This is a genomic window from Rhodopirellula bahusiensis (assembly GCF_002727185.1).
In the GTDB taxonomy this organism is placed as follows: Bacteria; Planctomycetota; Planctomycetia; order Pirellulales; family Pirellulaceae; genus Rhodopirellula; species Rhodopirellula bahusiensis.
This window is the reverse complement of the sequence record NZ_NIZW01000017.1, coordinates 1-25525: the sequence shown is the minus strand read 5'-3', so window position 1 is coordinate 25525 and position 25525 is coordinate 1. Positions and strand designations below refer to the sequence as shown.

The following is a 25525-nucleotide window of genomic DNA, read 5'->3' as shown; positions in this document are numbered from 1 at the left end:
AAACAATCAACTGTTGGGCCGGATGATCCACCATAATCGTTCGAAAATCAACGCCTCGTCATCTCCCGACGCGAGCGCCTGGTGTGCCAGTTCCCGTTCGGAGGAGCTGAGCTTCAGCTGACCCGCCAAATGGGCGACGTGATCCAAGCGGCTGTCGAAATCAGGCAGACGAGAAATCCAGCCGGGAACGATCATTGAAGACCGCATGGGATAGCCCGTGGAGGCCACCGCGGCCTTGCGATCGCGGTCCTTGTCTGGACGGCGGTCACCGGCGCCGGAGGGTGTTCCATCGGCGGACAACTCGCTGCCGAGAGGCTGAGCCAGCAACGCGTCACGACCGCTGTCAGCCGGCCAGTTTGGCTTGGCATCCAGCTGTGCGACTTGCAATCGACGTTGAGCGGAGCCAGGACGACGGAACGGCGATCGAGCCGCCATCGCGTGGACCGCGGAGACGGCATTGGACCACTGCTGATCGTCGGCAACCAAGATTCCTTGCGGCGACATCGCATCGGGCACCGAGCGAGTCATCACGGCATCGGAAAGCAGAATTGATAGGCAACGAAGCACATCGAAATCACTGGCGATCAGATCGTCGACCAAAGGACGAAGCGTCTCAGGAGGCACGGATGCTGCAGAGGCAACAGACAGATCAAACGGGCTGGTCGTGGATGGGGAATCATGAACCAACGCGAAAAGCGTCGACACGATGCCTTCGGCAAGATCTCGCGAGCCGACCAAGTTGTTGGACCAGGTCTCGGCTTGTTTGTCGGACGGAGGACTCGCCAATTGCCGGCGACCATCCAATGTGTCGTAGAAGATGTCCTTGTTCGCTCGCGATGGATTCAGCAACGGAGCCAACCCAGCGGCGGCGGTCCAGTAATCGGACTGCGACGGGACTTCGTTGCCCGCGTTGGGAACATCGTGGCAACGCTGGCAACGCAAGTCTTGGTGATTCGTCAAGGCGGCCGTTTTGACAGTGACTTCGTGCAAGTCCGCCGGCTGCAACATTCGAATCCACGGCGTCGCGGCGGCTTTCTTCGAATCCGATTGTTTGTCGCCCTGAGGCGTTGCATCTTCCGATGAAGGACGCATCCAAGACGCGATCAATCGGTCCGCGCCGGATCCCGACTTCAGCACTTCGCTGAGAGACTCGGCGGCGTTTTCCTGCTTGGGATTCTTTCCAAGGAATGCGGCCAGCAAGCGGTTGCTGATCGCTTGTCGGTTGGATGGTTTCTGGATTGCGACTCGCGTGGCTTCGACATCGCCGATGGCATCGAGGGGAATCACAAGCCCCAGACGATCGGCCAATTCTTGTTGAATCGATTCCTTGTCTCGTGAAGGCGTTGGGCTGACGCCGAGACGCTTCCAGTGCGATTGCCAACGCTTGTCGACATTCTGTGAGACCAGCGTGATCGGCGGGGCGGAGCCAGGAGTTCGGTTCGGTTGAACGTTTGGTTGATCGCGCGAGTCCGCCGGATCCGTTGTGGATTCGTCAGAGCCTGTGCTGCTCGATGGATCGCCAGCCAACTCGATCGGGCGAGGACGTTTTCGCGGCGCCGGTTCGGGAGTTGGCGTGGACGCACCTTCTTGATTCTCGGCGACTGGCGCAGGGCCAGGAATCGACGGAGTGTTCTTGGCTGCTTCGTCGGCTTTTGCCTGCAGCGCCAAGTCGGATCGGTACTTCAAACCGACAGCAACACCGACGCTCAGCAACAAGGCAGCGGCGGTGCCGATCAAAAGGGTGACGATCGAAAGTTTTGAGGTGAACGTCGGTGATTGCGAAGTCGCACTGACGGATCCGTTCTTGGACCCCGCGCGTTTGGAAGGTGAACCTTCGTCCTCATCAGCCAAACGTCGTAGGATGAGTCCAGTTTGGTCGGGAGGTGTTGGACCACCGAGAGCTTCCTGCAAGAGCAGGTCCAACATGGCCTCATCACGCAACGAATCAGGTCCCTGGTTCTCAGGTCCTTCGTCGTGCGGTTCGGCGGGTGATGGGTTGGTATTCATGACGATTGAGTAACGGTGCGAAGTTTTTCTTCCACACAATCTCGAAGTTGTGCTTTGGCTCGCTGCATCAGGTTTCGGGCTCCGTGGTCGGAGATGCCGAGGTTTTCACCAATCTGCACGCGAGGTGTGTTGTGAACGAAACGCATCGCCAAGGCGTCGCGAGCACGTTCGGTCAGGCTCTCCATGCATTCTCGGAGGGCCTCGACGGTTTCATTGCCCGTCAAATCCTTGCCCGCCCAACGCTGCCAACTTTCGTCCAGCAACTCGGGTGAATCAGAAAGGTGGATCCGTCCAAACTTTCGGTGATAGGAAACGAGGAGGTTGTAAGCCGTCCGTCGCAAATATTCTGAGGTGGCTTCGTCTGAATGTTGAACGAAGTTGTCTCGTCGAAGTACACGCAGAAACGTCTCCTGCGTCAAATCGTCCGCCGTGGCGGCGTCACATCCGAGCAGTCGCAAATACCGCCAAATTCCATCTTGGTGGCGGACAACCAATTCAGCTGGTGAAAGTTCACTCACACATCCATTGGCCTGGGTCTCAGGCCACCAATTCACGAATGAGCTTTCCGCCGCCAGCAATTTTCATCGGTCGTCCGTTGTTGCTGGTGAAGGTGGTTTCGGTTGAAATTCCCAAGCCTTTGCAGACTGTCGTCATCAGATCTTCGCTGCTAAAGGGTTCTGTCTCAACCGCAGTTCCGTCGGAATTGGTCTCGCCGACAGCCAAACCGCCCTTGATTCCCGCTCCACCGACGACGCAGGACCACGCACGAGCGAAGTGATCTCGGCCCGCATTGGCGTTGATCCGAGGAGTTCGGCCGAATTCGCCCATCCACATCACGACGGTGTCTTGCAGCAATTCTCGCTGAGCCAAGTCTTCCACCAAAGCACTCATGGCTCGGTCCAAGTTTGGCAGTTTCGTGTCCTTCAACGTCGCGTGAATATTGTTGTGCATGTCCCATCCGCCCAGATCGACTTCGATGAAGGGAACACCGGCTTCGACCAAACGGCGGGCGAGCAGACAACCTTGGCCGAAGTTGTCGGTTCCGTAGCGTTCTTTGACTTCGTCGGGCTCTTTCTCGACGCGGAAGGCCTCCATTTGCTCGCTGGTCATCAGGTCCAACGTTTTGCCCAAGACTTTCGCGTGTTCGGCCGCGGGCGTATCACGCGTGCGTTTCGCGAATCCGGTCTCGATCATGTTGAGAGCGGCCATGCGTTGCAGCAATCGTTGGTCGTCCAGATTCATCTTCAGGTTGCGAACGCGACCGTTGCTGGTGACCGAAAATGGCGACCATGCCATCCCAAGGAAACCAGGTCCGGCACCCGCGCCACCAACCGAGACAAACGGCGGGATCTCCAACTCGGGACGTTGTTCGATCAACTCATGAGCGATCACGCTGCCGTAGCTGGGGTGTTCGATGTTTGGGTTAGGGACGTAACCCGTGTGCATGTAGTAACTGCCGCGGCTGTGATCCGCCTCTCGCGTCGACATGCTTCGCACGACCGATAGGTGCTTCATTTGTTGAGCGACCATCGGCATGTGCTCGCAGATTTGAGCGTTGCCGGTCGTCGAGATCGGACGGAAGGGACCGCCAGTCGGAGCACCGGGTTTGAGATCCCAAATGTCGATCGTCGCGGGGCCGCCACCCATCCAGAGCAAGATCGCGGATTTGCGATTGCGTCGCATCTCATCGGCTTGCGCGGCGATGTTGCCACCCAAAGTCCACGCGGCCGAGGCGGCTGCGGATGAGCCAGCCAAGTGGCTCATGAAGTGACGACGAGTCATGCCGTTGGGGGTGGAAAGATCCATGGTGAACTCCGAGAAAGAAAAGGTGGTCGGTTTGAGGCGGTGGACGAACCGCCGCGGGTTTGTTTTGAGAAGAAGACTCGCCGAGGTGACGGGTCTCGAGGTCGATTCAACGCAGCGTCAATGCTGCATGATGAATTCGTTGCTGTTCAGGATCGCCCACCACATGTCTTGCAACATCTCGGGCTCGTTGCCTTTGCGGGCGACCAGCAGCTTGCTGGCGATCGACACTTCGTTCTTGGTCGGGCGACGCGCCAAACCACTGAGGAACAATCGTGTCACACGGTCTTTCGGTGAGCGACCGGATTGGCTGAGTTGATCCAGGAACGAACCGGCTTCCAAGCTGATTGCGTTCTTGGTCAAGTCACCGTTGAACAACATCAAGGCTTGAGGAATCGATCCGTTGAAAGTCGTCGTCTCGGTTCCTTCGTCGTTTCCAAACGCGACGACGAACTGCGACAACCATCGACGACGCTCGGCTTCCTGTTGTTCGTAGCTGCCTTTGGATTGAGCGTTGCTGGCGGTGACCATGGATGCGTAGAGTTGTTCGGCACTCATCTGACGCAAGTAGAACCGCGAAAATTTGGGTGACTCGCCGATCGTTGGGTCGTCAATCTCATTGCTGGTGCTCAGAGTCGATGCCAATTGATAGGGTCGGCTGAGCGTGATCCAGGTGATCAGCTTCTTCAGGTCATAGCTGTTGGCTCGAAATTCTTTGCCAAGGTTTTCCAGCAACTCAGGATGCGACGATGGGTTGTGTGGACCCAGGTCATCGATCGGGCGAGTGAAGCCATAGCCGAGGAACATCGACCACATGCGGTTGACGATCATCTTGTCGAGGTACTCGCTTTGCAGCATCAAGCGTCCGAGTTCTTCTCGACGATTGACGTCTTCGACAAAGCCACTCTTTTCGATTTCGGTGCCGTCGGTGAAGACTGGATAAGCGACCTTTTGAAGACCGTTTCGCAGTTCGTAAAACACAAGCGCGTCTTCGGGGTCGTTGGCTTCTCCGGCGAAGTCTTGACTGACCAATTCGGCGGACTCAATGTCTCGCGTTCCGTCGACAAACCGCCGCAGTGCGCGAGTCTGACGGAAGAACGCGTTGAACTCCCAAAACTTCTGTTGCTTCCACTGGTTGAACGGGTGGTTGTGGCACTGGGTGCACTGAACTTGTTGCCCCAAGAAGATTCGCGAAACGCTGCTGGTCGCGAGCGTGCCTTTTTCCGCATTGACTTTGTCGACCAAGAAATTGACCGCGCCGTTGAAGTTGGCGTTGCCAGGCATGGTGGAACCTTCGGCGGTGACCAACTCATACGCGAGTTGGTCATATGTCTTGTTCCCGGCGAAGCTGTCGCGAAGGTACTTTTGCATGCCCGTTCGGTTGGTCAAATCTCGCCGGTCGGTTCCGCCGCTGCGACCGATCAGCAAGTTGGTCCAAACGGTCGACCAATGGTTGGCATATTCTTCGGTGTAGCGATCGTCGTTGAGCAAACGATCGACCAGATTGGCTCGTTTGTTGGAGTCACGGTCGCCCATGAATTCCGACAGCTCTTCGAACGATGGAATTCGTCCGATGACGTCTAGGTAAACCCGTCGGCACCAGGTCGCGTCGTCGGCTTCCGCGGCGGGACGAATCGAGAAGTCACGCCAGACTTGTTCGACCGAATCGTTGATCATCGCCACCTGAGGCGGAACCGCTGGAGCGGCAGCCTTGGCGGTGGAGACCAATGAAGGACAAGCGAGGGATCCCGCGATCAAAAGCCCGGAGAGGGACAGGACGATCGATTTCATGAAAAACGCTCGGCGAAGTTAGACGAGAAGTGCCCCGCAAATCCCGGTGGTGGCTCATCGTGAGAAAAGGATGAGCGAGCGGGTTGGAAGCGGGGCGAGACAAGAATAGAACGTCCGCCCGCGGGGAATGTACCCGCAAGCGGCCGATCATCCGCGGACGATGGACATCTATTTTAGTCCAATTCTGGTCGCTTCCGCCAATCAAGCGTGATTGCGAGAAAGGAGTTTTCGTCCGCGGCGCGTCACAATCGGACGCGAAATGCCCTGTCGCTATGCCTTAAGATTCGCCGCGGAGGGGATCGCCGACCCTCACGCTTGTTCGCGATCAAATTCAGCGAGCGATCCGGATCCGGCAGAGCTTGTCATCGGCGGTCATGTACAGCCACTTTTCGTCGCTGTCGAACGTGCAATTGCTCGTTCTTCCACCCGTGATGATTCGACCCAACCGTTTGCCATCTGGGTTCATGACATAGATTCCGCCGGGGCCACTGGCGAACAAAGTTCCATCGCTATGAACGGCCATGCCGTCGGGAAGCCCCGGGAATTCTTTCATCGCTTCGCTTGCGTTGCCGAGCACTCGTCGCTGACCGAGCGTGCCATCGGACTTCAGTGGGTAGGCCATCCAGATCGGTTCTTGAGGATCGCTTTGAGCGACGTACAAGGTTTTCTCATCCGGTGACAATCCGATGCCATTGGGGCGAGCGATTGAATCCGTCAGCAAAGTCACTTCGCCCGATTTCGCGACTCGGTACACGCCACAGAAATCCAGTTCCCGTCGTTTATCTTCGGCACGCTCGGGCAAACCATAAGGCGGGTCGGTGAAGTACAAGTTGCCAGCTTGGTCGAACACCAAATCATTGGGACTGTTCAGTCGTTTGCCTTGGTAGTTGTCAACGATCGTTCGTTTGCCACCATCGACGGTCAGAACCGATACGCGGCGGTCACCGTGCTCGCACATGACCAAGCGACCTTTCGCGTCCAGCATCAATCCGTTGCTGCCGGGTTCCAATCCATAGTAGGTGTTGCCGGTGTATCCGCTGGGTTGCAAGAACAACTCGATGCCTTTGCTTTCACTCCAACAAAAGATGCTGTTGCGTGGAATGTCGCTGAACAACAACGAGCCTTCCTCGCCATCTTTTTTTGCTGGGACCCAGACGGGGCCTTCGGTCCAAGTGAATCCGCTCGCCAGCACTTCGATCTTTGTGTCCGAAGCGATGTATTGATTCAGGGAATCATCCAGTCGTTCAACGTGTCCGATTGTCGATGGTGTTTGAGCGACCGCACGAGACACGGTGCCGACCGAAACCACCGCGGTGGCCACAGCGGCCATCGCGACGGTGCGAGTGAGGGAAAACGAGAATGACATCATGGTGGGGATCTCGATGTGGGGAGAGCGAGAATTGGGAGGATGGGGGCGTCGCATCTTATCCACGACGCCGGCGCGACACAAATTTTCGCGACAGGCAGCTGTCGCCGTGGATGATCATTCGCACATCAGTCTTCGGCTGAATTTTAATCTTCCGCCGAATAACGAATGTCGCCGCGACGCAAACGAGCCTGCCATTTCTTGATGTCGCTGGTTCGTCGAGCCACATTCTCTTGGTCGGGACGATAGCCCAACGTGTCTCCCACGATGTCTCGCAGGTTTTCGATCGCTAGGACTCGAACCGACATCGAGCTCGAATTCAAATGCTCAATCAACTTGGCATCCGCACCAGCTTCGAGCTGGTCATTGTTGTAGCCAACCAGCAATTCAAACAGCGTGTCGCCATCCGCTCGTTCGGCCTGTTCGATGGCCTCATCGATCGCTTTCGCCGCTTCCGCATCCGACGCCATGTGCTGGCGTAGTTGTCGGAAGTGCTCGGTGAAATACAGGCGATGGCGGGGCGTGCTGAGGATGCCGGTCGCGCCGAAGTAGACATCGGCTCGTCCAATCAGCAGCAACGTTTGGGCGGCCAAGGCCGAGACTTCGACGCGGCGAAATGCCATCGCTTCGCGAAGTTCTTTTTCGAGTTCCTTGTCATCGAAGGAGCCATCTCGACTGACGAAGTCCAGCAAACCCTCGCGGGCGGAGGTGACCAACAAATCGGCTTTTTCCGGCGGGTCGATCCAGTTCGGCAATCGTTCGACGTCACTCACCACGGCTTCCGATTTGCCACGTCCTTGCCATTGCTGACCGGACTCGAGCGTCACGATTTCAGGATTCTGATCGACTTCGGCTTCTGCTCCTTCCGACGGTTGTTCTTTCAATTGGACTGAGCCTTGGACCGCGATGACTCGGTAGACCGGCATGCGGTTGGCGGGAACGCGTGGGTCCATTCCAAGCGGTCGGAAGTGGGTCACTTCAATCGCCAAAACGGTTTGCGATTCAGGCATGGTCAACTCGATCGTGCGAGGACCCAGTTGCCAGGTCGCCGTCACGTTCTCTTGCGTTGACGCCAGCAACAATCTTCCATCGTGCAAACGAGTGATTGTTTGAGCGAGCGAAGCGTTTTTCGTTTGGTCGTCTGCTGCATCTTCGTCGGCAACGTTCTCTTCCGCTTCTGCTGTGTCGGCTTCTTCCGGTGAAGTCGCTTGAGAAGATTGCACTTCTGAAATTGCCAAACGAGTCGGCCCAGCGAGCGTCCATTCGACGCCTTGATCACCCGCCAAAATCGGACGGTACAACGAAGGTGCCAGCACCGTTTGACCGGCACCAACAAATCGCAGTCGATCGTCCTCGGCGATTTCAGGATTCGCTTCCGCGTCTTCGCCAGCGGCCTTCTTCACGGCAGGCCACAAGCGTCGCCAGCCCGCTGTGTTGTCGGTGGCGGGTTCTTCACCATCATCGGTGGTCGCTTGACGCCCTTGAGCTAGAACAACCGATTGCTCGTTGACCAAATGAGCAACTTGTTTGCCACTGGGAACGCTCGGTGATGGGGCTGGCGCGGGCGGGGCATCCGCGTCAGTCGCATCCGTGCTGGTGTCTGTTTCAGCGGGCGATGTCTCCGGTGGATTCATTCCCGGCGGAATTGGTGGTGCCGCATCGACGGCCTCAGGCATTTCCTCCGGTGTGGTGTCTGGGACGTCTTCACCGGTCGTCGGCGATTTGTCTGGAGTGGTTTCGCCCGCGGAGGTCTCGGCCGGTTCGGTCCCAGGATTGGTCGACTCAGCCGGAGTTGTGGGGGCTGGAATGACGGCATCGCTGTTCGAAGAATCCTGACCAGGCGACGGGGCGACATCTGCCGAATCTGTTTCAACGTCTTCGGACGCGTTTGGCTTGGTCGGTGCCGAATCGGAAACCGGTGGTGAGGTTGATTGATCCGTGTCTGTTTCGGCGATCGGTGCGGCGGGCGATGGCGTGTCCAAGTCTGTGCTGGTGACGAGATCGTCATTTGAATTGTCTTGTTCAGCGATCCGGCGTTCGCTCAACGGAGCAAAGATCTTGCCGAGCGCGAACAGCAAAACGGCAACCAAGGCGAGCGACACCAACCAAGGTGTGATTCGCGAAGGACGCACCATCCCACCGTAGCCATCCTCTCGCATCATCGCTCGCGTGGTCCGAGCCACCAATTCGGCTTCGGACCGAGACGAGGATGGGTTGGCGGAATGACCGACGGGATTTCTCAAACGAGTCGGAGCGTCCGCCACGCCGGAATCACTGGGCCCGACCGGAGTGATTGGCTGGGCCGAATGGGTGTCGTCTTGGCCGATTGTGGCGTCGTCGGAGCCCCCGGCGCCGGGGACTTCCGTGGCAGCATTCCCATCACCGGGAATATCCAGCGACGAATAAGAAGCCGTTTCCGCACTCGAAATCGTCTTGGACGGACTCGCGTCGGGAGCCCGTTCGATTTGCTGTTCCATATTGCGAAGCGCTTCGCTGGAGGGCAACGCGTAGATTCGTTCTTTCAATCCATCGCTGACTCGCGCGGGTTGCCCCAGAACCATTGTCAAAATCTGGTGGCACGCGGCGGCTTCGGCCAAAGTCGTGTCGGATTCCAAGCAGACTCGTTCGACCTCCGCGATTTGTTCCGCTGACAGGGTGCTGTCGAGGTATTCGCTGATGACGTTGGCATTTTCCAGCGGGCCGACCGCGTCAGGCGACATCGCACTCAAACTGGGGTGGTCCATCGCGGATTGGATCCGGGCCACCAACGAAGTCGCGTAGCTGCTTTCCTCGATTTTCTGCTTCAACAACTTCTCGTCGTTGTCGTCGAGCATGTCGTCGAGATAAGCCAGCAAGGTTCGCAGGGTCAAACGCATCGGACAGTCCGGTCAAAAAGCGGGGCTGGTGGGACGGCAATATCAGCCAAAAAACAAATCGGTTTCGTTCGGAAGACACACGATTCGGATGTCCTCCACCCTTGTTAGTGACGTGCAGGCGGTGAATCCGTGCAGAGAAATCCGGAATTCAGGCGAGAATTTGGTTGGGGCACGCCATTTCGGGGCCCGGTCTCGTCATTTCGAGGTTCGGCGGTCATGATTGGGCGTTTCCAAGCCCGTCCTCCCCGTCAAATTTCTCGTTCATGGCTTCGACCTACAAAGACGCCGGCGTCGATCTGGATGTCTACGCTGAATCGATGAGCCGCCTGCCTCGGCTGATGCACCGCACGTTCAGCCCCCGCGTTATGCCCAGTGACGGTGGTTTCGCCGGACTGTTTCGCTTGGATTTCCCCGGCAAACTGTTCGCTCGCAACTACGAAGAACCGGTTCTGGTCAGCGGCACCGATGGGGTCGGGACCAAGCTGAAAATCGCTCAGACGATGAATCAGCACGAAACGGTCGGCATCGATCTCGTCGCCATGTGCGTCAATGATTTGATTTGTACCGGCGCGGAACCTTTGTTCTTCCTCGATTACGTGGCGATGGGGCGAGACGACCCCGCTCGTTTGGAACGCATCGTTCAAGGCATCAGCGATGGTTGCGTCGACGGTGACTTGGCCCTGCTAGGCGGCGAAACCGCCATCATGCCGGACATGTACGGCACCGATGACTATGACTTGGCCGGGTTCGCAGTCGGCGTCGTCGAACGCAAACGGTTGGTCGACGGGCACTTAATCGCCCCCGGTGATGTTGTGCTGGGGCTGCAAGCATCGGGACTGCACAGCAATGGGTTCTCGCTTGTTCGAAAGATCATTGCCGATCATGGGCATCAGTGGAGCGATGTGATTGACGAATTGAACGAAGAGACCAAGACTCCTGAAACGCTCGCGCAAGTCTGCCTGCGTCCGACGAAGATCTATGTTTCGGCAATTCGTTCGATCCAGGCTCACTATCGAGTCAAACAAGTCCTGCACGGAATCGCTCACATTACCGGCGGCGGCATTGAAGAAAACTTGGATCGGATTTTGCCACCGGGTGTGAATGCGGAAATCGATCCGAATGCTTGGACGCCCAACCCGATTTTCCGTTGGTTACAACAAACCGGTGACGTGGCAACCTCCGAGATGCGACGCGTGTTCAACATGGGCATTGGCATGGCGGTCGTCGTCAACGAATACTATGCCGCCAGTGTCGCCAGCCAAGTCGCTAAGGCTGGCATCGAGTGCTTACCCATCGGCCGAATTGTCGAAGGTACGTCGAAAGTCGTCTACAAAGACGCTTGAGCCGCAAGCCGTGGTTCGTTCGGCGAGTCGTCGTCTTCCGCATCACCGTCCGTTGAATCGTCCTCCGGCATTGGTGGGCGAATCCACCATGCGGCGATGGCCAGCGGTGACATCAGTGCCGTGAAGATCCAGATGGCCGGCACGTAAGAGCCGCTCATGTCTTTCACCGCTCCCATGATCAGCGGACCACATCCGCTGCCCGCGACGGTCGCGCACCAAACCGCGCCGCGGATGCTGCCCAAATGTTCGCGGCCGTAGTACCGAACCCAGACGACTCCGGTTGTTGCGATCAACACGCCTTGGCCGCCACCAAATAGAAACGAGTAAGCATGCATGGCCGAGGCGGACTCGGCCGGGGCCAACACAACCAATCCGGCCGTCAGCATGGTGGCTCCGAGACCCAGCAACAAGTTCAGCCGCAGATGGTCGGCGGCCAGGCTGCCGACGAATTGGAACGCCAGCATCGACAGGCCGAACGTTTTCATCAAGTTCGCAGCCGTGGTGGAATCAAACCCTCGATCAGCACACATCGTGAACAGATAAAAGACGATCCCGGTGCCAATCATCGCCCACGTCGCGCTGGTCAACGCGATCACGTAGTACGACTTCGTTCGGATCACTTCCCTCAATGCCCAAGACCGTTCGATCGTCACGACCGAATCGCTGTCTTCGCGAAGGTCGGACTCGGACCAACCGTCCAGTCGTTGTCCGATGTCTTCGGGGCGATTGCAAAAGAACAACGCGATCAAGGGTAACAATCCGATGACCAAGATCCACGCCAGCGTTTGATAGGTCGATCGCCACCCGTTGTTTTCGATTGCTCCCGCCAAGATGCCCGGCACGTACGCGAATGCGAAGGACGTCCCAATGCTGATGATCGCGGAGACCCTGCCGATTCGTCGGCGAAACCACATGGATGTGGTGTTGCCTGACAACAAAGTCAGCGAGCCTTGACCCAAAAATCGGAGCAAGAAAAACGCGATCAGCAGGGTGGCGAAACCTTGGACAGTCGAAGCGTACCAGCACGTCGCCGCCAGGGCCGTGACAATTCCCAAGGAAGACCAACGCAAACCGATGCGATCTGAAATCGGACCGACGGTCGAGAGCGGAACCGCGGCGAGCAGCGTGCCGATCATGTACGCGAGTGCCAACCGGCTTTCGGAAAGCTCGAGCGATGTCAGCAGAGCCGGAGTGAACGCGCTGACCGCGAATGTTTGGCCGGGGCTGGTTCCGACCTGCATCGCCATCGCAAGCGGCAGCATCCAGTAGCCGTAGTAAAACGGTAAACGGGGAGCCAATCGGCTCGCGATCGCGGACATTCAGAATCTTGGAACGGGGGTGAAACGGGCAACAACCGGTGTCGCGCCGGCACCATAGTCGCTGGCCGCGGGCCTCGGCATAGCCCATGTTTCGTGGGGCGATGCTAAGGTGGTGATCGGCGTCGGTATCGGCCCGCTGCTCTGGGTTGTCTTCCCAAACGTATCGCGAAAGAGGCACAGCCGAGAAGTGTTCTCTGCTGCTGAATCTTCAACTTGCTGCTCTTGGTTCGCTGTATCTTCACGACCAATCGCGGAGCATTGATTGCTCGCCGGCCGTTTGCGTCGATCCGTATAGCCTCATGCCTACACTACGAGATCTTTTGCTACGCCGCGTCGGATCATCGGTTTGTCATGCCTGAAGGACACAAAACTCACTACTTGGCTCGAGAGCACAATCGGCGATATGCGGGCGAACGATTGGAAGTCTCCAGTCCGCAGGGTCGCTTCAGTGAAGGAGCCAACGCAGTCAGCGGCCACGTGCTCGAATCGGTTCGAGCGTCGGGCAAGCATCTGTTCTATGAATTCGAAGGCAACCGTATCGTTCACATTCATTTGGGACGCTACGGAAGTTACGCCGAGCAAACATCGCCGCCGGAACCGCCTGTGGGACAAGTCCGATTGCGAATGGTCAGTCAGACGCTCACGCTCGATCTTCGCGGGCCGAGCCAGTGCCGATTGATCGACCGCGAAACTCAGCAATCTGTTCTTGATTCGCTGGGACCCGATCCTCTTGACGGTGGTGACCGGGCGGAGGTTTGGGCTGCGATCTCAAAGAGCAGCAAACCCATCGGCGGTCTGCTATTGGAGCAGGCTGTCGTCGCCGGCGTCGGCAACATCTTTCGAGCCGAAGTGCTTTTCGAAATCGGTCTGGACCCGCGACTTCCCGGCGCCAAACTTTCCAAAATTCAGTTCAACGAATTGTGGAAGTCATTGGTCAAGATGATGAAGTTGGGATTGAAGCACGGACGCATCATCACCGTGACCGCGAAGGAAGCGGGCAAGCCGCTGAAAGATCTTGAGGACCACGAACGCTTTCGGGTTTACGGAAAAGCATTGTGCCCGCGATGCGATGCAAACATCGTGGTGGAGTCCATCGCGTCTCGAAAGATGCACTGGTGTCCAGGGTGTCAAATCGGATCGCAGTCAGCCGGTCAGGAATGCTGAGCTGCGTCAAGTGATTGCCACGCGCGCATGAAAAACCCTCGCACCTGAAACCGAAGTTTCAGACGCGAGGGCAATCGGAATCTCAAGGGCGACTCAACCCGTGGCTTCGTACACGGATCAAGTCGTTTGATTCAGTTTTGTCTTCTTCGGATCAGTGTCCGCAACCGCAAGCTGGTGCTTCGAAGCCGCAAGAAGGCTCGATGTACTCGCAACCGCAAGTTGGCTCAACGATGTCGCATCCGCTGTCGCAGCAAGCGTTCTTGCGGCTGAACAGCTTCTTGAACAAGCCCATTACTGGACGATCGCAGCAAGGTGCGCTGTCGCAGCAAGGGTCGACAACTTCGCAACCGCAAACTGGTTCGCAAACTGGCTCACATCCGCAGACAGGCTCACAAACTGGCTCGCAGCAAGCGTCGCAGCCGTGCTTCTTAGCGAACAAACGCTGAAGCAGGCCTTGTTTTGGTGCACAGCAAGGCTCAACAACTTCGCAACCGCAAACGGGTTCGCAGATTGGCTCGCAGCCGCAGGTTGGTTCGCAAGCGACGTCACAGCCACTGTCACATCCACCGAACAAAGACTTCAGGTGTCCGAAAGCACTTGCTTCTTGAACGTTACAAGCAACAACAGCCAAAGCCAAAACGGCAGGAACGAGGAAACGGCTCATAGGGAATCTCCATGGAAGGTTTGGTTTAAATTGGTCGTCCGTGGAACCACTTGTTTGCGTTGGGCAAACCTTGCTGGGAGGCAATCGGTGTCCGGGACACACCTAGATATCGGACATTCCACAAGACCATGCGGTGGAATCTTTCCACAAAGGCCGCAAGTCGGTGTTTTCGCGTTGGGGACATCAGGGTTGCTCCGGCAAACACCAAAACAACGGATGCACGAATCGAGCACAAATTCTTGCGGGTCTTTTGAGACGAATTTGTTTGACCGCGCACCGAACGCGCGCAGCAAGTTTAGGTTTCGAAACGGAGGGAAGCCGTCCAAAAGATTGATCCAGCCGGCTCCGGGACAAAAAGTGGCCTTTCAGTCGCGAAAACCGCTGCGATCGGCCTCGGATTGCTTCGGCGTCCCCCTCTGCGAATGGGGGAAGAACCAAAATTGTTACGGTCTCGCATCGTCGGGTCGCTACAATCAATCTCCATCCTGAATGCATCTCTCCCACGGGGACCAGCACTTCCTCGCTTTCGGTTTCGGCCGGAGGCGTCTTCCTTTTGGAAATGTGGCCATGCGAACCGACAAACCCTCTGACGAACCGATGTCGCTCGATGGGATCACTCCCATCCCTGTGCCCTCGGTTTTTTCATCCGACAAAGACGCCGAAGCAGCCATGCTGAACGCGGCCAAAGATGGAATGGAGGCAGAGTGGTTTGGAGCTTCGACAAGTAACGACGCAGCGAACGCCATCGATGGCGATACAAACGGATCCGAATCCACGAGCAACCCATCGCCGAGTTCGAATTTGCGCCGGGATGAAAAATCGGAAGGTCCCCCGCCACCGATCTCCAAGCCACCCGTGTCGGATCGATCGTCTGACGTGGATCGAGGCCAGCCCGTCTCTCCGCAACCGCATCCGATTCTGCAAAGCCTGACTTTGTTGGCCACGATGGCGTTGATGCTGTTGCTTGCTCGTTACAGCGTCCCACACATTGTGGAAGAGATTCGTTACGCCTGGCATCGAGGTGAGATGCGAGCGGAAAACGAAACCGGTGTCGAAGGTTTGCGAAACGTCTCGTTGGATTCGCTCAGTCGAGCTTACGAAATGGTGACGTCGGCCGTCGGACCAACGGTCGTGCACATCGACGTGGAACGATCCGTTTCCGAAGAAGACCGCAACCTGCAACGCTTGCTCGGCGAAGACAGCTACACGTTGTCGGATCAAGGTAGTGGCGTGGTCATCGATGAAGGCGGCTACATCCTGACCAATCGGCACGTGATTGCTGATGGTGTCGCGATGAGCGTGACTCTCAGTGATGGACGTCGCCTGCCCGCTTCCTTGGTCGGCAGCGACATGCCGACCGATCTGGCGGTGTTGAAAGTTGATGCGGACGGGCTGATCCCAATCGCTTGGGGCGACAGCGATGCACTGCGCGTCGGTTCTCCGGTTTGGGCGGTTGGCAGTCCTTTCGGTTTGGATCGTACGATCACGTTCGGCATCTTGAGCGGCAAGCACCGTGTCGTTCGGGCCGGTGTTCAACATGGTTCCAGCGCACGGTATCAAGATTTCATGCAAAGCGATGTGGCGGTCAATCCAGGCAACAGCGGCGGCCCGTTGGTTGACGCTCGTGGTCGGTTGATCGGCATCAACACCGCAATCGTGGGCGACACATACCAAGGCGTTAGCTTTTCGATCCCCAGCAATGTGACTCGCCAGATCTACGATCGAATCCGTGCGACGGGCAAGGTCGAACGCGGATGGCTGGGCGTTCTGCTGTCAGAAGTTCCCGATTCCATGCACCGCGGAGATGACCTGCGAGTTCGCGGAGCATTGATTTCGGGGGTGACGGGCGAGGATTCACCCGCCGCCCTCGCTGGTTTGGAAATCGGCGACATCCTGTTGGAAATCGATGGCGTGCGAGTCAGCGACGTTGGCCACCTGATGCGTCTGATCGCGAATCTTGGGCAGGGAACATTGTTGAACGTCGAACTGACCCGCGATGGCGAGCCGATGACGGTCGAGGTGACGCTGAAGAAACGACCCGATAATTTGGATCGCTGAGCAATTAGCGGAATGGGCGCGAGCCCTCCGGTTCCCACCGGGCGGCTTGCGCCGCTCCGCTAAGATTATCGCACGTTCGTCCGGAACCAGAGTAGAACACTTGTCCCCAATTGTTCCGGTAGCCAGCTCTCAGTCGCCAAGTGGCGTCGCATCCCAAACGCTCCCAAACCTGTAGCACGGTGGTCCCTACGGTGAACGTGCGCTCGGCTCACTGGGGGGCCCCAGTGAGCTACGGTTGCGCTCGGCTCGCTGGACAGCCCCAGCGAGCTACATGGAATGTGGGACGTTGGATGGGCGTCCTTGATCAGGGCTGAGGCAATTCGCCGGGATCGGAATCAGATCCCGCGACGATCCGGTTGATCGCATTCAGCATCGCGAGAATCGTGCTCTCGACACTGTCCGTGCTCACGCCAGTCCCGCGATAAGTCTTGCCTTCGTGCTCGACTTCCAAGTTGACTTCGCCGATCGCGTCACGGCCCAGCGTCGCACTGCGAACTCGAAAGTCCTTGCAGACGACTTGGATGCCGGTGATCTTTTCAACCGCCCAAAACGCAGCATCAATCGGTCCATCACCCTGAGCAACTTGCTCGGTGAAGTCTTGCTCGTCGCGACGCAGGGTGACTCGCACGTTTGGTGTTTGGTTCTTGCCGCTGGTGACTTCGTAATCGACCAACGTCCATTCCGGAGCCACCGTCTCGCTGATTTTCTGTTGGACCAACGCGACGATGTCACCGTCGTAGATCTCTTTCTTCTTGTCGGCAAGTTCCTTGAAGGCCTCGAAGACTTCTTGCAATTGTTCCCCGGTCAACGTCATGCCCAACTGCTTGGCTCGATCAGCCAACGCCGCGCGTCCGCTGTGTTTGCCCAAGACCAAATCGGTCTTGGTGAATCCGACTTCTTCGGGCGACATGATTTCATACGTGGTGCGTTCCTTCAGCATCCCGTCTTGGTGAATGCCTGACTCGTGCGCGAACGCGTTGCGACCGACGATCGCTTTATTGCGTTGCACATTGATGCCGGTTGTCTTGCTGACCAAGCGACTGACGGGAACCAATCGTTTTGAATTGATGTTGGTTTGGCAGTGATAGAAATCCTCGCGGGTCTTCATCGCCATCACCAATTCTTCGAGGGCCGCGTTGCCGGCGCGTTCACCGATGCCGTTGATCGTACACTCGATCTGTCCGGCGCCCGCGTCGACCGCGGCCAAGGAATTGGCGACCGCCATGCCCAAGTCATCGTGGCAGTGCGTGCTCAAGACGGCTTTGTCCATGTTCGGCACACGGTCCCGCAACATTTTGAAGCGGTCGTAGATTTCGCCCGGTGTCGTGTAGCCGACCGTGTCGGGCACGTTGATCGTGGTGGCTCCCGCATCAATCGCGGCTTCGACCACGCGGCACAAGAAATCGTGCTCGGTCCGGCAAGCGTCTTCGGGTGAAAACTCCACGTCGTCGCAGTGCGAAGCGGCACGGCGAACCCCGGCGACCGCCCGTTCGACGATCTCGTCCGGCGTCATCCGCAATTTGAATTCGCGGTGGATGGCACTGGTGGCCAAGAACACATGAATACGAGCTTGTGGGGCGGTCTTCAAAGCTTCCCATGCTCGATCGATGTCCTTTTCAGCACAACGAGCCAACCCGCAGATCGTCGCACCGCGAACGGTGGTGGCGATTTGCCGGACGGATTCGAAGTCACCTGGTGAAGCGATCGGGAAACCGGCTTCGATGATGTCGACACCCAAATCGACCAGAGCCGAAGCGACCTCGAGCTTCTCCGCCAAGTTCATGCTGGCACCCGGCGATTGCTCGCCATCTCGCAACGTGGTGTCGAAGATGCGGATTTGGCGAGTGGCCAAGGGCTCGGAGGTTTGGGGCTTCGCGGCGTCGGTCATGGCATCAGGTGTCGGTTGGTCAGACATGGGACTGCAATCTCGGATAGGGAAGAAGATAAACTTCAGAGCCCCGGAATCGCACCCGCCGCACATGCATTCGGGCACAAAAAAACCCGAGTCGCGGCAAGTGCGGCCCGGGCTAATTCATTCGATGGAAAATTGAGACAACCGCCGTCAGGCGTCCACCATGAATCCGCTCAGGCCGTTCGCTAGAAGGCCGAGGTCGAGATTCAGTAGGAGGCAAAGTTGTCCGCTCATGGATCTGACGATAATCGGATCCCGCCACGCTGGTCAAGGCATGAAGTGGAAAAGGGCCTCAGGAACTCAGGGCCACAGAGAGTGGCGGCTTTTCTAGCTTCTAGCTTCTAGCTTCTAGCTTCTAGCTTCTAGCTTCTAGCTCGTGCTCGTGCTCGTGCTCGTGCTCGTGCTCGTGCTCGTGCTCGTGCTCGTGCTCGTGCTCGTGCAGCCCTTCATCCTCCGAGGTCGAGCAGTCTGATACCGCTTGTTGGCGTTTTCCCCATGTCGCACCTCTTCCGAAACAAAGTTTGGGGAGAGGGGAGGGGCAAAATTGAAAAAGTGAAATTGACAATTGTAAATTGCAAAGTGACTTGCCATCTGCCGAGCTGGCGTCTGTAGCAGGACAGGTCCGGCTCTGGTCACCAGGCCGAGCATCGAACGCAATCAAGGCAGAGCCCACCCCTCCGATTTTACAATTTGAAATTGTCAATTTCACTTTTTCAATCAACCCCCCTGCCTCTTGCTCCCTGAGCCCCTGAGCCCCTGAGCCCCTGAGCCCCTGAGCCCCTGAGCCCCTGAGCCCCTGAGCCCCTGTGGCCCTGTGGCCCTGTGGCCCTGACCCCCTTTCCACTACCTCTTACCCACCTTCTGCGATCGTCCCAAGTGACCGGGCAGTTGGTGCGTGATGAGAAGAAAATTTTGATTGCCGACAAGTTTTCCACGAGGGCAGCATCTCTTCTCGGGAGATTCACTAACTCTTCACCAGGGCGAGCTTTACGTCGGCGGTTCGGGGCCGAAAGATGTCAGGTGTTCAAAATGAGAGCCGCGCGCAAACCAATTGCTGGTCTCTGTTTACGGCAGTTTTAAAATCGAGATTGACACAATCGTGGGAACCTCTAATATTCCGCCCGTCGCCCACATGTAGTGCCTCGACGGCATGGAAACCACTACCGGTAGTGATAGCAAATCACTTTGCATCGATTTTGACGATCAATGATCCGATATCGACATCATGGATCACGCGGTAGTTCGTTTCGCTCACGGAAGCAGCACTCAGTGGCGACTGCCAGCTCTCATTTCAAATTTGACGGGATCGGAAGTTTCGCGAGGACCGCGAATGTCAACTTCTGGTGCACCGTCCACGGACGATCTCTTTAAGGAGTTTGTGACGCGCTATGTCCACTGTTCTGCCTGAGTCGAACGCGACCTCCCGCATCCCCGCCAATGACCCTGCTCTGGAAAAGGTCGATTCCGAGCACGGCGTTGAGTACGCACGCGAGAAGTTCGGCACCGCCCTGCGAGGCGATCGCGCCGGTCTGAAGATTGAATCGAAGTTCTGCCCCGATGACGGGCGCACCCCGTTCGCCACGACCGCTTGGGATTTGCGTTCGGCTGCGATCAAGGACGAATCGGGCAACGCTCTGTTCGAGCAAACCGACTGTGAAGTCCCGGCCTCTTGGAGCCAACTGGCGACCAACGTCGTTGTTTCGAAGTACTTCTACGGCGACCCCAAGAACACCGAAGAACGTGAACGAAGCGTTCGCCAACTGATCCACCGCGTCACTCGAACGATCAGCGATTGGGGCTTGGCCGACGGTTACTTCGACACCCCCGAAGACGGCGAGCGTTTCTATCGCGACCTGACTTGGTTGTGCTTGCACCAGCACGGTGCGTTCAACAGCCCAGTGTGGTTCAACGTTGGTTTGCACACTCAGTACAACGTCGAAGGCGACATGTGCAACTGGCACTGGGATCGCACCGAAAACACCACCGCCCAGCCCGACAACCCATACGAATACCCACAAGGGTCAGCCTGTTTCATCCAGTCGGTGGATGACAACATGGAAGACATCATGCGTCTGGCGTGCAGCGAGGCGATGTTGTTCAAATTCGGCAGCGGAACGGGAACCGACCTGTCGACCATCCGCAGCCAACGCGAAAAGCTGTCCGGCGGTGGAACACCTTCCGGTCCCCTGTCGTTCATGCGTGTCTACGACTCGATCGCTGGTGTGGTGAAGTCGGGCGGCAAGACTCGTCGTGCGGCCAAGATGCAATCGCTCAAAGTCTGGCACCCAGATATTCTCGAGTTCATTGAGTGCAAATGGGCGGAAGAGAAGAAGGCTCACGCGTTGATTCGTGAAGGCTACGATTCGAACTTCAACGGCGAAGCTTACGCCAGCGTTTGTTTCCAAAACGCGAACTTGTCGGTGCGTTTGACGGACGAATACATGGAAGCGGTTCGCAAGAACGAAACCTTCCAAACGCGTTGGATCACGGACAAGCCGACCACCGAGCCACCAAGCTATGTCGCCAAAGAATTGCTCAACAAAATGGCCGAGTGCGCATGGCACTGCGGCGACCCAGGTGTGCAATACGACACGACGATCAACAAGTGGCACACGTGCCCGAACAGCGGAGCGATCAACGCATCGAACCCTTGCTCGGAATACATGTTCCTGGACGACACCGCGTGCAACCTGGCCAGCATCAACTTGATGAAGTTCGTCCAATCGGACGGATCGTTCAATCACGAAAGCTTCCGTTCCGCTTGCCGGACGTTCTTCATTGCCCAAGAAATCTTGGTCGATCACGCCAGCTATCCGACCGAGCCCATCGCTCGCAACAGCCACAAGTATCGCCCGCTGGGACTCGGTTATTCGAACCTGGGCAGCGTCGTCATGACGGCTGGATTGCCTTACGACAGCGACGCAGCCCGCGGCATGTGTGGTTCGTTGACTTCGTTGTTGCACGGTGAAGCCAACCGCACCAGCGCAGAAATCGCCAGCGTCGTCGGAACGTTTGACGGCTACGCCGAAAACGAAGCACCGATGCTCCGCGTCATGCAAATGCACCGCGACGCTTGCGAAGAAATCAACGACGATGGCCCAGCCGAACTGAAAGAAGCCGCCCGCGAATTGTGGGACGGTGTCTTGGAAATCGGCGAGAAGTACGGCTTCCGCAACGCACAGGCAACCGTGTTGGCACCGACCGGCACGATCAGCTTCATGATGGACTGCGACACGACGGGCATCGAGCCCGACATCGCACTCGTGAAATACAAGCAGCTCGCCGGTGGCGGGATGTTGAAGATCGTCAATCAAACCGTGAAGCTCGGCTTGAAGACGCTCGGCTACAACGCCGACACCATCGAAGAGATTCTGAAGTACGTCGATGCCAACGACACCATCGAAGGTGCTCCTGGTTTGCAAGACGAACACTTGGCCGTGTTCGATTGTGCTTTCAAGCCTGCCAACGGTGTTCGCAGCATCGGCTGGCGTGCACACATCACGATGATGGCCGCTGCTCAACCGTTCCTTTCGGGTGCGATCAGCAAAACGGTCAACATGCCCACCGATGTGACCCCGCAAGACATCGCGGACGCTTACTTCTGGGGCTGGGAATTGGGGCTGAAGGCGATCGCGATTTATCGTGACGGCAGCAAGCAGTCGCAACCTTTGAACACCAAGTCGGACGAACAGAAGGCCACGGACGCAGCCGAAGCGGTGAAGGTCGAAACGGTCGAGAAGATTGTTTACAAACCACGTCGCGAACGTTTGCCTGACACACGTCAAAGCTTGACTCACAAGTTCAGCATCGCTGGGCACGAAGGTTACTTGTGCGTCGGTTTGTATCCTGATGGACGCCCAGGTGAAATGTTCATCACGATGGCCAAAGAAGGGTCGACGATCGGCGGCATCATGGACAGCTTCGGCACCGCTCTGTCGATCGCGATGCAGTACGGCGTGCCGTTGGAAGTGATCGTCAACAAGTTCAGCCACACTCGGTTCGAGCCAATGGGGCACACGTCCAACAAGGACATCCGCATTGCCAAGAGCGTCGTCGATTACATCGCTCGTTGGTTGGGCATCACGTTCATGTCCGGCAATGACTACTCACCCAGTGCGGAAGGTGCGGCAAAGACGGGCGGCAATGGCCCTGACATGACGACCGCTCCCGCGGGTGCAACGTCGAACAACAACAGTCCCGTGATGGCGGAACTGCGAGCCGACGCGGGTGCCGCGGTGGCTTTGGTTGAACGAGCCACTTTGTTGGCAAGCCTGCAAAATGGAACCAGCAACGGCAGTGCAGCCAACGGGCACTCCAACGGTCATTCGGCCGATGGGGCTGCCAACGGTGCGGTGGCTGAAAAGTCCACTGACGGCTTGGGCGGACAATCGGACCAGTTCTCACGTTTCCAAACCGATGCTCCGAGTTGTGACAACTGCGGCAGTATCACCGTCCGAAACGGCAACTGCTACTTGTGCCACAACTGCGGCAACTCGATGGGCTGCAGCTGAGCGAACTGCCTAGCAATCGCTTGATGACATTCAAAGGCCGGCTTCTTTCCAACGAAAGAGGCCGGCCTTTTTTCGTTTCGAAATGGTCAATCAACCTGTAGATCGCTGGGGCCCCCAGCGAGCCGAGCGCAACTTCCCGCGCACTCACGGTGGAGACCACCGTGCCACGGAAGAGCGGAACAGTTGTCCCCTCTGATCACACGCCTGTTCCAGTTCACCGAGACGCCCAACGCGAACGCTGCGACCTTGGAATGAATGCCACACTGCTTCCCAACGGCGAGCCGCCAGACGGAACAATTGGGGACAATGGTTCTACTCTGATGCCAGCGTCCAAAGTTGCCCATCGACTCCGCTCAATGGCAGAGCAACGGCCAACCGTAGCTCGCTGGGGCCCCCAGCGAGCCGAGCGCAACTTCCCGCGCACTCACGGTGGAGACCACCGTGCCACGGAAGAGCGGAGCAGTTGTCCCCACTGATCACACGCCTGTTCCAGTTCACCGAGACGCCCAACACGAACTGTGCGACCTTGGAATGAATGTCACACTGCTTCCCAATGGCGAGCCGCCAGACGGAACAATTGGGGACAATGGTTCTACTCTGGTGTCAGCGTCGAAAGTCGCCCATCGACTCCGCTCGATGGAGAACACCAAGCCCAACCTGTAGCTCGGTGGTCACCCACCGAGACGAGCGCAAGTACATCAGCGTCCCAACCAATCCCCGCTCAACCCCTTCATCCCGCACAACCGGCGCACGCCGATCGTCCTAGGGCACAATCTGTCATCGTCGTGAGGACATCCGTTGGAAATCGCCTGAAATTCAAAAGCACGATGTGTTTGTTCACAACTCGTGACCTAGCTTTGCAGCAGAGCAAAACCCTGGCCTTTTGTGGTCGCTCGTTTTCCGCCCATCCCTTCACGAAATTGTTGTCATGGCTTCCGTTGATAGCCTTCCCATCGACCGACTTCGTCGCAGCACCGCCGTCCTCGAGGACGTGTGGTTTCTGTCCGGTCCCATGGGGCCCGGCGACACGCTGCAACACACACCCATCGATCAAGAGCCATTCATCGTGGGCCGGAAATCTGGCGTCGCGATGAAGCTGCAGTTCCGGACCGTCAGCGGGAACCACGCCGAACTGAAGATCGAAGACAGCAAGCTCATCGTGCGTGATCTCGAAAGCACGAACGGCACTTACCTCAACGGCAAACGCGTCACCGAACCCGTCTTGGTCGGCGACGAAGACCTGATTCACTTTGCCGAAGCACCTTTTCGCGTGCGACGCCAATCCCCGACGGGAGTCACCGCGGGGACGATCTCGGAAAATGTCTGTGACCAAGCCCTCGCGTTGGTGCAATTCGATCGCTTGATGAGCCAGCGGCTTGTCCGCCCGCACTTTCAACCGATTGTGACGTTGGTGGGGGCTCGCATGATCGGCTACGAGATCCTGGGTCGTGGCAGCGTGTTTGGGCTTGAATCCGTCGGCGCCATGTTTCAGGCCGCCGAGCAATTGAACTTGGAAGTCGAGCTCAGTCGTCTGCTGCGTTGGGAAGGGCTTCGTGTTGGACGCGAACTTCCCGACTCGCCGATGTTGTTCGTCGACACTCACCCGAAAGAGATGGAAGACGGCCAGTCGCTGATTGACTCGCTGTGCAAGGTTCGCTCCATGGCGTCGAACTCTCAGATCGTGTTGGAGATCCACGAGTCGGCGGTGACCAACCCAAAACAAATGCAGCGTCTGCATTCGACGCTGAAGGAATTGGACATCCAGCTCGCTTATGACGACTTTGGTGCCGGCCAAGCCCGTTTGGCAGAATTGGTCGAAGCTCGGCCGGACTACGTCAAATTCGACATCGGGCTGATTCGCGGATTGAGCGTCGCCGACGACAATCGCATGCGAATGCTCCGGTCGCTCGTCAGCATGGTCCAGGATCTGAATATCTCGGCCTTGGCGGAAGGCATCGAAACGATCGAAGAAGCCGAAGCCTGCCAAGAAATCGGTTTCGACCTGGCCCAAGGCTTCTACTACGGCCGACCCGCCCCAGCCTGATCGCTCGCTTCCAACCTGTAGATCGCTGGGGCCCCCGGCGAGCCGAGCGCAATCTCACTCGCACTCACGGTGGAGACCGCCGTGCTACAGAAGAGTGAACGGGTGTTCTCAATTGTTCGCGTGCCAGGTTCTAGTCGCCGAGAAGCCTGGCACGAACGGTGCGAACTTTGAATCGATGTCACACCGCTTCGCGACGGCGAGTCGCCAGACGGAACAATTGGGGACAATGGTTCTACTCTGGTGCCAACGTCCAAAGTCGCCCATCGACTCCGCTCGATGGAGAACCAAATCCAACCTGTAGCTCGCTGGGGCCCCCAGCGAGCCGAGCGCAATCTCACTCGCACTCACGGTGTAGACCACCGTGCTACGGAAGAGTGGACGGGTGTTCTCAATTGTTCGCGTGCCAGTTTCAATCCGCGAGAAGCCTGGCACGAACGGGGTGATCTTGGGTTGAATGTCACACCGCTTCGCGACGGCGAGCCGCCAGAGGGAACAATTGGGGACAATGGTTCTACTCTGTTGCCAGCGTCCAAAGTCGCCCATCGACTCCGTTCGATGGAGAACCAAATCCAACCTGATAGGGGTAGGGAAGTCCGGTTGAGCCGGACTCCCCTCCCTCAGAACCGTACGTGCGGTTCTCCCGCATACGGCTCGCCAGTCAGTGGGT

13 protein-coding genes are annotated in these 25525 nt (G+C 57.5%); 5 read left to right on the top strand and 8 right to left on the bottom strand.

Annotation, left to right across the window (positions count from 1 at the left end):
* Positions 1–6 precede the first annotated feature (6 nt).
* The 6 genes from CEE69_RS20465 to CEE69_RS20440 form a co-directional block, all read right to left on the bottom strand.
* On the bottom strand, positions 7–2007 hold the full coding sequence (locus CEE69_RS20465) for a hypothetical protein (RefSeq protein ID WP_099262482.1): 2001 nt from the start codon (positions 2005–2007) through the stop codon (positions 7–9).
* Entirely contained in the window at positions 2004–2525 is a 522-nt protein-coding gene (locus tag CEE69_RS20460; protein ID WP_099262481.1) for an RNA polymerase sigma factor, read from the bottom strand. Before CEE69_RS20460 ends, CEE69_RS20465 begins: the two co-directional genes overlap by 4 nt.
* A 19-nt stretch (positions 2526–2544) precedes the next feature.
* Positions 2545–3813, bottom strand: coding sequence for a DUF1501 domain-containing protein (locus CEE69_RS20455; protein WP_099262480.1), 1269 nt, complete (start codon positions 3811–3813; stop codon positions 2545–2547).
* A gap of 117 nt (positions 3814–3930) precedes the next feature.
* Positions 3931–5601, bottom strand: a complete 1671-nt coding sequence (locus CEE69_RS20450) for a DUF1549 domain-containing protein (protein WP_233215468.1) — start codon at positions 5599–5601, stop codon at positions 3931–3933.
* Between the two features lie 331 nt (positions 5602–5932).
* Positions 5933–6970, bottom strand: a complete 1038-nt coding sequence (locus tag CEE69_RS20445; RefSeq protein ID WP_099262479.1) for an SMP-30/gluconolactonase/LRE family protein — start codon at positions 6968–6970, stop codon at positions 5933–5935.
* Between the two features lie 143 nt (positions 6971–7113).
* A complete protein-coding gene (locus CEE69_RS20440) occupies positions 7114–9843 on the bottom strand; it encodes a RodZ family helix-turn-helix domain-containing protein (RefSeq protein WP_099262478.1) in 2730 nt (909 codons plus the stop codon).
* Positions 9844–10106: 263 nt separating this feature from the next.
* Between CEE69_RS20440 and purM the strand changes: the two genes are divergently transcribed.
* Positions 10107–11186 (top strand): phosphoribosylformylglycinamidine cyclo-ligase, encoded by a 1080-nt coding sequence (gene purM, locus CEE69_RS20435; RefSeq protein WP_099262477.1) that lies wholly within the window; start codon positions 10107–10109, stop codon positions 11184–11186.
* Here the strand turns inward: purM and CEE69_RS20430 are convergent.
* Positions 11171–12505: an MFS transporter gene (locus CEE69_RS20430; protein ID WP_099262476.1), complete on the bottom strand. Its 1335-nt coding sequence runs from the start codon at positions 12503–12505 to the stop codon at positions 11171–11173. The two genes, purM and CEE69_RS20430, sit on opposite strands and share 16 nt — an antisense overlap.
* Before the next feature lie 351 nt (positions 12506–12856).
* On the opposite strand from CEE69_RS20430, the gene CEE69_RS20425 reads away from it, so the two are divergent.
* Entirely contained in the window at positions 12857–13669 is an 813-nt protein-coding gene (locus CEE69_RS20425; RefSeq protein ID WP_099262591.1) for an Fpg/Nei family DNA glycosylase, read from the top strand.
* Between the two features lie 1231 nt (positions 13670–14900).
* Positions 14901–16391, top strand: a complete 1491-nt coding sequence (locus CEE69_RS20410; RefSeq protein WP_099262474.1) for a S1C family serine protease — start codon at positions 14901–14903, stop codon at positions 16389–16391.
* Between the two features lie 304 nt (positions 16392–16695).
* On the opposite strand, the gene CEE69_RS20405 is transcribed toward CEE69_RS20410, so the two are convergent.
* Positions 16696–18306, bottom strand: coding sequence for a 2-isopropylmalate synthase (locus tag CEE69_RS20405; protein ID WP_099262473.1), 1611 nt, complete (start codon positions 18304–18306; stop codon positions 16696–16698).
* Positions 18307–19691: 1385 nt separating this feature from the next.
* Here CEE69_RS20405 and CEE69_RS20395 point away from each other — a divergent pair.
* A complete protein-coding gene (locus CEE69_RS20395) occupies positions 19692–22814 on the top strand; it encodes a vitamin B12-dependent ribonucleotide reductase (RefSeq protein ID WP_099262472.1) in 3123 nt (1040 codons plus the stop codon).
* A 928-nt stretch (positions 22815–23742) separates the two neighbouring features.
* A complete protein-coding gene (locus tag CEE69_RS20385) occupies positions 23743–24858 on the top strand; it encodes an EAL domain-containing protein (protein WP_099262470.1) in 1116 nt (371 codons plus the stop codon).
* Positions 24859–25525 lie beyond the last annotated feature (667 nt).

Bases quoted from the DNA above. Each gene is read 5' to 3' on its own strand.
- CEE69_RS20430 (WP_099262476.1), bottom strand. From the start codon at position 12,505: ATGTCCGCGATCGCGAGCCGATTGGCTCCCCGTTTACCGTTTTACTAC.
- CEE69_RS20440 (WP_099262478.1), bottom strand. From the start codon at position 9,843: ATGCGTTTGACCCTGCGAACCTTGCTGGCTTATCTCGACGACATGCTC.
- CEE69_RS20395 (WP_099262472.1), top strand. From the start codon at position 19,692: ATGTCCACTGTTCTGCCTGAGTCGAACGCGACCTCCCGCATCCCCGCC.
- CEE69_RS20425 (WP_099262591.1), top strand. From the start codon at position 12,857: ATGCCTGAAGGACACAAAACTCACTACTTGGCTCGAGAGCACAATCGG.
- CEE69_RS20445 (WP_099262479.1), bottom strand. From the start codon at position 6,970: ATGATGTCATTCTCGTTTTCCCTCACTCGCACCGTCGCGATGGCCGCT.
- CEE69_RS20465 (WP_099262482.1), bottom strand. From the start codon at position 2,007: ATGAATACCAACCCATCACCCGCCGAACCGCACGACGAAGGACCTGAG.
- CEE69_RS20405 (WP_099262473.1), bottom strand. From the start codon at position 18,306: ATGTCTGACCAACCGACACCTGATGCCATGACCGACGCCGCGAAGCCC.
- purM (WP_099262477.1), top strand. From the start codon at position 10,107: ATGGCTTCGACCTACAAAGACGCCGGCGTCGATCTGGATGTCTACGCT.
- CEE69_RS20455 (WP_099262480.1), bottom strand. From the start codon at position 3,813: ATGGATCTTTCCACCCCCAACGGCATGACTCGTCGTCACTTCATGAGC.
- CEE69_RS20450 (WP_233215468.1), bottom strand. From the start codon at position 5,601: ATGAAATCGATCGTCCTGTCCCTCTCCGGGCTTTTGATCGCGGGATCC.
- CEE69_RS20385 (WP_099262470.1), top strand. From the start codon at position 23,743: ATGGCTTCCGTTGATAGCCTTCCCATCGACCGACTTCGTCGCAGCACC.
- CEE69_RS20410 (WP_099262474.1), top strand. From the start codon at position 14,901: ATGCGAACCGACAAACCCTCTGACGAACCGATGTCGCTCGATGGGATC.